We start from the raw sequence: 7,664 nt of genomic DNA, 5'->3' as shown, positions 1-7,664 counted from the left end.
TTTTGTCATTATCAATTGTTTTGTTATGATTTGATGCATTATCATCATTTGTGGCGTTGTCCGCTACGACAATGCTTAAACAACAAAATGAAATCAACATAACAAGAATTAATGTAACAATCTTTTTGTTCATAATATGCCTCGGTATTAATAATTTATATTGACCCTATATATTAAGATTATGGCAATTTTCAGCGATACAAGCAACAGAATGCCTGTTCGGTTAATAAATGGAGTTTATCAGCACATACTTTAAATTTTAAATACTATTATCTAAAAATATATATCTGACAAGCAGTTAAGTATGTGATAAATATGAATTTACGTGAAATTATAATGGATGCTATTAAATATCCGATTAGCGATACCCGAAAATTTTTAATATTCTGTGTTTTAATTATTCTAATGAGCTTATCAACAATTCTTCCATCATATGGATTAAAGAATAACACTTTATCTCTCATTTTAAGCCTTGTAACTTTAATCGTTTCATTTATAGTTTTAGGGTACTCAGTTGAAGTAATTAAAGGTGGAACTGAGGGTGATAATACACTTCCTGATTTTGATTATGTAAAACAATTTGTCATGGGCATTAAAGCAATGATTTTAGAGATAATCTATTTCATCATCCCTGCAATCATCGTCATAATTGTCGCTTCAGCAAGCGGACTTTTTACCTCATTTACTAAAATCGTATATGCCAGCATTGACGCCATAGATAATGGTGCAAGCAATTTCACCATGATAATGGCAGGAATTCCTCAATCAACAGTAAACACATTCACCAATGCATTAACCGTTACTTTAATTGTTGCAATTATCTTATTTATCATATTTTCATTGATGGCAGTCACAGGTCTGGTCAGATTTGCAAAAACCGAAAAAGGAACCGAAGGTCTTAGATTCATGGAAATACTAAAGGACATGTCAAAAGTCGGTTTTATAAAGATTATAGTTACATTGATCGTAATTTATATAATCGCACTGGCTTTGGCTTTTGTTATCGGACTGATCGGATTGATTCCATATATTGGTGTTTTCATAGGCATTTTTGTCGGAGTGCCATTTATAATCCTGTTTTTATACAGAGCTATCGGTTTATTATATTCTGATGCATGAATTAAAAAACAGCAAAAGTAAAAAGTAAATGCAAAAGCATTTACTGCTCTAATTTTTTGATTTATTTTTCATTAGCCAAATTACTTCTTTTATTCATAATAATGACCGCATTTAAATTAAAGATAAAGGGAACGTTTTAATTTTAATGACGGCAATTTATCATAAACTGCACATAGTTCCAAATTATAATGTTTTATAATGCAGTAGCCCATATCAAACCGTTTACAAAGTATTATTTAATCATGTTTTTTAAGAAATATTATTGCAATAATAACTGTCGCAATAACCGAAATCACATTGGCAACCATCGAAGGCAATCTTAAACCTTCAGGAGCCTGCAGGATATATCCGAATGCAATTAATGTGCATAGAATTGCAGGAATCAATGCAATAATATACGGTTTTTCATTATTTTTCAGATAAGCACTTGCAGCATATAATACAATTGTAGCCACTATCAATTGAGACACCGCAAAATATCTCCAAATCAAACTGAAATCAACAAAAGTCAAACCGAATGCCACTAAAAACAATGGAACAGCAATTTTCAGTCTTGAAATTAGTTTTTCATGATTGAGATGAAGTTCATCGGCAATTGTTATTCTTGAGCTTCTAAGTGCAGTATCACCTGATGTAATCGGACAGATGACAACTCCAATAATGGTTAAAACCAAACCTACAGGCCCTACTAATGTTTTTGCCATTTCATAAACTCCTACTGATGGTGTTGCACCATAGATTACTGCAAGTTGAGGCTGTCCGTGGAAAAATGCCATTGCAACTGCAGCCCAAACAAGAGCAATCAAACCTTCTAAAACCATAGCCCCATAAAATACAGGCCTTGCATCATTCTCATTTTCAATGCATCTTGCAACAATTGGGGATTGGGATGCATGGAAACCTGAAATGGCACCGCAGGCTATTGTAATAAACAGATATGGGAAAATGCTTTTGTCAGTTAAATACAAACCTTGTGTTGTGAACTCCGGAATGGAGTATGATGGATTTAAAATCAATGCTCCAATCATCAGCACTGCCATAATTAACAGCAATGCTCCAAAAATAGGATATATTTTTCCGATGATCTTATCAACCGGAAATACGGTTGCAATCAAAAAGTAAATGAATATTATTATTATCCAAATAAGTATAGGAATATTAGTTATGTCTGTAAGCAAACCTGCAGCTCCTTTTGCAAAGGTGGCTGAAACAAAAATGCCTGTAAGTACAATGAGAACTGCCATGATTTTTTGGATTTTAGTTCCCAAATATTTTGAAATAATGTTGGGCATTGTGAATCCGTCATTTCGCATGGACATGAATCCTGAGAAGAAGTCATGAACTCCTCCAATGAAAATTGTACCCACTACAATCCATACGAATGCAGCAGGACCGAATAATGCACCTTGTATTGCTCCAAAAATAGGCCCTAATCCTGCAATATTTAAAAAATGAACTAAAAAATTCTTGATTCTAGACATTGGCATATAATCAACGCCATCCTGCAGTCTGAATGCAGGAGTTTGTTGAGTTTCATCAACGCCTGAAATTTTTTCAATGAATTTTCCATAAACAAAGTACGAAGCGACCAATGCCAAAGCACAAATAATAAAACTATACATAATAATGCCTTTGATTTTTTGATTTTAAGAAATTATTCCATCTTTTAAAGAACGATTTATTTTTTCTCCTTTAGGAAAAAGGAGAAAAATAACTAAATCATCAATGAACCTGTTTAATTGTAGTTTTCAAAAACAATGCCTGCTCCTACATAAGACAGTTCAAATAAAATAAAGCAAGCAAATATCCAAATATCAAATACTCCACAAACAGCAAGCAATAATACTACAATCTTCATTACAAACCGGTATTCAAAAAAGAAATTTAAAAACCTGTTGTCAGTCATATTTGGGATTAGTTCATGACCTATTTCATCACTTATACAGCCTAAAATACAAATCAGCAAAATAACTAAACTCATATTAGGAATTCCCACTAATAATAGTAGTACTAAAAAAACAATCAGAGCTACAATATGATGGATTCCATCTACTTTTAAAACTATAAGATTGCCTATTAGGATGGAAATGAAAATATATGCTGCATCAGTATTGTAAAGTGTGGCTACAGCAGATGCAAGAGCACATATGATGCCTAAAAGTGTTGATAGTTTCCGATCATGGTTAACATCAAATAAGTCATCCGAATATTTCATGAAAAACCCAGATAGTATAAAAAGAATAGCAAGAATTATATAATTCATCTAATCACCTACAATTTCATGTAACTTGTTATTGGGATTTTTCTACAATATCCTCATTTAAATAAACAACAGATGCAACACATGATGCAATGTTTTTAACTTCTGTAGTTGAATATTCAACAATCAAATCCTTAATCTCAACTTTTCTTTTTTCCATCATGTATTTAACCATTTCCTCGGCTTCACCAATTAGGTCATTTGGATTTTTATTTGTTCCAGATGTTTCAACAACGCAACCCAATTCTTCTCCAATAGCAACAGCTACAACTACGGCAATTATATCACCAGGATTGTCTGAAGTAATTGATGACAATACGCAGTTTACCATTGCTCCCGGTTTAAGTTTTGGCAAATCACAAACCTCAGCATTTCCTGAAAGCATGCTGGATACTTTAATTAGGTTCACATCACCTATTCCAGCATTGCTCAAAGCATTGTCAAAAGCATTTAATTTTGTTGGTCCTTCATCTTTTCCAGATACAATTGCTATTTTCATTATATCCCCATTTTTCTTAAAAAATTTTGGAAAAATGAATTAAAATCCTAATAATCCTAATATTATAGAAATAACAAATATGACTATTCCTATTTTTAATAAAGTTTTTAAACCTTTAAACACAGCATAAATTATAAAAAGAATTATTATTATCCGAATAATATTCATTATCATATTTTCCATCATTTTTTTAACCTCCTATATGAATATTTTGTCCTTTTCGAAAATTTCTTATTTTAATTTCAAAAATAAATTTTGTTTAAAAATGAATATTTTCTACATTATTCCTCAACAAAACAACATATCACTTAAGACATATGATTTTTAGTATTAATAAAAGTATCCCCTTACAGAAATCAAATAAATTCCCAGTACAGAACATATGTTCTCTTAATTTCATTAATAATTCGATTAAAAATTAAATATCTAATTTGAAAAATCATTGTTATGGAGATTATTATTTTTAGAATTATATTAAATCCTATATCTTATTGCATTCTTTTATTTTTTCAATTCAGCTAAATTCTCTTTTAATAGTTTATAAATGTTTTCTGCACCAATGATTTCATCATCACTAACTTTCCAGCTTGAAGGATACAATATGAATGGTTTGGATTGGTCTCCACCTGCTCCACCATGACTTCCAACCAATTCCTCAAAAGCACAAACCTCATCAGCTTCAGCATCATAAAAACTGTTAACTAAAATGTCAGGAGTATGTTCAAATGAACTGGTTCTTTTCAAATGTCTGACAATGTTGTCTCCAAATCCTTCAAGAGGGTTTTTGCCTTCAATTTCACCGCTGTCAAGGAAATAAGTTCCATTTTTACCAATAGCCAAATCGCCATGTTCATGGGATTTAACTAAAATAAAACCGACATATTTATTGTTTATGATGCCCGGAATCAATTCTGGGAAATAGTTGTTAAGTTCCTCATATGTTAATCTTTGACTCCATTGTGTCAGATAAATCATTGCAAGATTACCTGAAGCCAATACGATGACTTCAGAGTCACTTAATTCTTGTTGTTCTTTTTTTTCTTTTTTTATTTTTTTCTTGTCTCTTGAAAATGGGGAAGACCCTGCAAAGTGGTCTTCATCTGAACTCATTTTTGCAAACACAGTCATGTCTTTTGGAAGTAATGATTTGATGAAATCTTCAAATGTTTCACCATATCTCTGGGTGAATGTTGCACCGTTTGTTTGACCGTGGTCTGATTGAATGACGAACTGATATTCCCTAGGGCAATATTTGTTGGCATCAGTCAAGTGTTTGATTTGTTTGTCCATTTGTCTTAAGGCATACCATGCATCATTATCCCTGACGCCGGAATGGTGAGATATTTCATCATAACCCAAGTATGTTGAGTATGCAACATCAACATCTCCAACCATCATGTCTCCAATTAATGTTGAAGTGTTGATTTCTCTCATGAATACATTTGTAGCGGCTCTTGTTGGAATGTATATTATTCCACGTCTTATCCTTGGGCGGATATTTTTTACTGAATGGATGATTTGTGACCAGATTTCACATATCATGTCTGCTAAAAACAAAGCAATTATACGTGCAAAATTGCTTGGATTGGAGAATACTGAATACCATGCCTTATTGTACAATTTTTTAAATTCCATTATCTTACTGAATGTAAATATTACATTATCAGTATCTCCTGAAAATAAATTTGATCTGCTTGCCCCATTATCCGCAAGCAATCCGTTTCCATTTGAAATTCTCTGTTCCAATTCAGGTACTTTACTGATTCCGGAACATTGCATCATCTGATTGCCGTTGCTTTTTTCTATCCATCTGAATGCAACGATTCCTTCATTATTTCCATGAAGTATTCCGGCTTGGCTTGCTCCAGTTTGTGAGGACAAATCAGTTTCCCACATTCTAAGAGTGTAATTGCCGCTGTCAATCATTTCCTTCATGTTTGGCATGTCTCCTCTTTTGACTGCTTCACACAAAACTTCGTAAGCAAGCCCATCAATTTCAACAATTATTACGCCGGGATAATCTTTAATATCATCCTTTCTTTTCTTTCGCGCATCCTTTAAAACAGACCTGTAATATGAACTGTCATCATCAATTGTTATTATTGAGGAAAGTAGTGTTGTAACCGCTGCCATTGCTAATGGTGCGAGAATCATTGCAGGACCTCTAATTTCTATACCGAATAGAGGTGCGAAAAACTGAAGCAGGAGTCCGTTCAGTATTATTGTTCCAAAACCAAAGGTTAAAACTAAAAACGGCATAGCAATTCTTGTTAAAAGAGGCCAGAGTATTGCATTAACTAAACTAATGAATAGTACTAAAAACAAAATGTCATCAAATTGACTAATTTCGACTCCCAATCCCAAATAACTTATCAGATATATTCCTAGGACATTTCCAATAAATACAATCAAACTTCTTTTAAAGCTTCTTTTTGGAGTTTGTTTTTCTTTAATAATTTCCATAGTAATCATATGATATAATTTTCAAATGTTGGACATTAAATAGGCAACTTTCCGGTATATTGCTCTATTGTGTTTTTTGCATCATCCAGATTAACACCGGTTTTTTCCTCTACTGAAGAGGTAATTTTACTTAAATTAGTATTGTTTACAAGACCATTTGCTTTTGACTGCAAATCTCCAGATATGTTTTCTACAGTGGAAATGGTTTTTTCTAAATCAGTACTCTCAGGATAAACGTTTTTGTACTCCACTGATTTAGCCATGTGAACTGCCATGTCCCTGTCGTTGCAGCAGATTATGATATTGTCATGAGTAGTTTCATTAGCTAAAGGAATACAATAAAATTTCCCGTTATAGTTTACTTTAATGATATCAAAAATATGGATTTCCAATAATTTATCGGCATTTATTACATAACATGTAACACCATCAACATCCTGTTTTTCCCCTTTTTTTATTACATCCTTCATGGCATTGAATCCTAATTCAGTTACTTGGATAAAAGTTGGATCCTCGTGATTATTGTATGTAACCAATACTCCATTGTTCCAATGCCATATTTTGGCTCCCTCATAATTTCCGTCAAATTCCGTTTGATTGGCGGGAACCTCCAGTGTTGTTCCGTTTGGTGTTATGTCAATTCTTTCATAATTAACAGTAGTCAACATTACAAAAATAACCACTGCCACTATGATTAGAACTATTATTCCAATTATAATAATTTTTTTATTATCCATAGATAACTCATTCCCTTATTCTTAATGGATATTGATATCTTTTTTCTAGAACAAATATTTAATGTTTAACAGTGCAGATATTCCTGATTAAATTTAAAAAAACGCACATTCAATTTGACATATTTAAACAATTATAAATATTATTTGTATAAATAAATTATTAATATCTCTTTTAGAGAGTATTAATATTTTAAATGGTGATAAATATGGATGTAATGGATATAATTAAGGATTCTTTTCTATTTCCATCGAAAAACATAAAACTATTATTAATTTTTGAGCTGCTGTCAATAGTGGCAGGGGCATTTTCTGTTATTGGAACATTAGTATATGTATTTGGATTTATCAACCCCGAATGTTTCATGTGGGGCGGAATTGCAGTTATAGTTTCAATGTTGATAGGATGGGTATTGTCCGGTTATTTGATTAGTGTTATTAACTCTGGAATTGAACTTGATGATGATGTTCCGGAGTTTGAATTGTGGGATAACTTTAATAATGGTTTTAATTATTTCATTGTCTCAATAGTTTACTATATAATTCCTGCTTTAATTGTTTTAGTTGTTGGATATCTTACAAATATCTT

Annotated in this window: 7 protein-coding genes; 2 read left to right on the top strand and 5 right to left on the bottom strand. The window is 32.1% G+C overall.

Annotated elements, in window-relative coordinates; genetic code table 11:
• Positions 1-315 precede the first annotated feature (315 nt).
• Positions 316-1,119, top strand: a complete 804-nt coding sequence (locus tag Q4Q55_RS08850) for a DUF4013 domain-containing protein (RefSeq protein ID WP_303372453.1) — start codon at positions 316-318, stop codon at positions 1,117-1,119.
• 236 nt (positions 1,120-1,355) lie between these two features.
• Here the strand turns inward: Q4Q55_RS08850 and Q4Q55_RS08845 are convergent, their stop codons facing one another.
• The 5 genes from Q4Q55_RS08845 to Q4Q55_RS08825 all read right to left on the bottom strand — a co-directional run bounded on the left by Q4Q55_RS08845 (position 1,356) and on the right by Q4Q55_RS08825 (position 7,078).
• Positions 1,356-2,741 (bottom strand): carbon starvation protein A, encoded by a 1,386-nt coding sequence (locus tag Q4Q55_RS08845; protein WP_303372452.1) that lies wholly within the window; start codon positions 2,739-2,741, stop codon positions 1,356-1,358.
• Between the two features lie 113 nt (positions 2,742-2,854).
• On the bottom strand, positions 2,855-3,382 hold the full coding sequence (locus Q4Q55_RS08840; protein ID WP_303372451.1) for a hypothetical protein: 528 nt from the start codon (positions 3,380-3,382) through the stop codon (positions 2,855-2,857).
• Between the two features lie 28 nt (positions 3,383-3,410).
• Positions 3,411-3,878, bottom strand: coding sequence for a pyruvoyl-dependent arginine decarboxylase (locus tag Q4Q55_RS08835; protein ID WP_303372450.1), 468 nt, complete (start codon positions 3,876-3,878; stop codon positions 3,411-3,413).
• Positions 3,879-4,379: 501 nt separating this feature from the next.
• Positions 4,380-6,341, bottom strand: coding sequence for a phage holin family protein (locus Q4Q55_RS08830; RefSeq protein WP_303372449.1), 1,962 nt, complete (start codon positions 6,339-6,341; stop codon positions 4,380-4,382).
• Positions 6,342-6,376: 35 nt separating this feature from the next.
• Positions 6,377-7,078, bottom strand: coding sequence for a hypothetical protein (locus Q4Q55_RS08825; RefSeq protein ID WP_303372448.1), 702 nt, complete (start codon positions 7,076-7,078; stop codon positions 6,377-6,379).
• A gap of 206 nt (positions 7,079-7,284) precedes the next feature.
• On the opposite strand from Q4Q55_RS08825, the gene Q4Q55_RS08820 reads away from it, so the two are divergent.
• A partial coding sequence (locus tag Q4Q55_RS08820; protein ID WP_303372447.1) for a DUF4013 domain-containing protein occupies positions 7,285-7,664 on the top strand: 380 nt, incomplete at its 3' end.

Source organism: Methanobrevibacter sp. (genome assembly GCF_030539555.1).
In the GTDB taxonomy this organism is placed as follows: Archaea; Methanobacteriota; Methanobacteria; order Methanobacteriales; family Methanobacteriaceae; genus Methanocatella.
Note: the sequence above shows the minus strand (reverse complement) of the source record. Positions and strands in the feature narration are given on the sequence as shown.

What these genes read in the sequence shown, in the direction of transcription:
- Q4Q55_RS08850 (WP_303372453.1), top strand. Translation starts at nt 316, where the DNA reads ATGAATTTACGTGAAATTATAATGGATGCTATTAAATATCCGATTAGC.
- Q4Q55_RS08845 (WP_303372452.1), bottom strand. Translation starts at nt 2,741, where the DNA reads ATGTATAGTTTTATTATTTGTGCTTTGGCATTGGTCGCTTCGTACTTT.
- Q4Q55_RS08840 (WP_303372451.1), bottom strand. Translation starts at nt 3,382, where the DNA reads ATGAATTATATAATTCTTGCTATTCTTTTTATACTATCTGGGTTTTTC.
- Q4Q55_RS08835 (WP_303372450.1), bottom strand. Translation starts at nt 3,878, where the DNA reads ATGAAAATAGCAATTGTATCTGGAAAAGATGAAGGACCAACAAAATTA.
- Q4Q55_RS08830 (WP_303372449.1), bottom strand. Translation starts at nt 6,341, where the DNA reads ATGGAAATTATTAAAGAAAAACAAACTCCAAAAAGAAGCTTTAAAAGA.
- Q4Q55_RS08825 (WP_303372448.1), bottom strand. Translation starts at nt 7,078, where the DNA reads ATGGATAATAAAAAAATTATTATAATTGGAATAATAGTTCTAATCATA.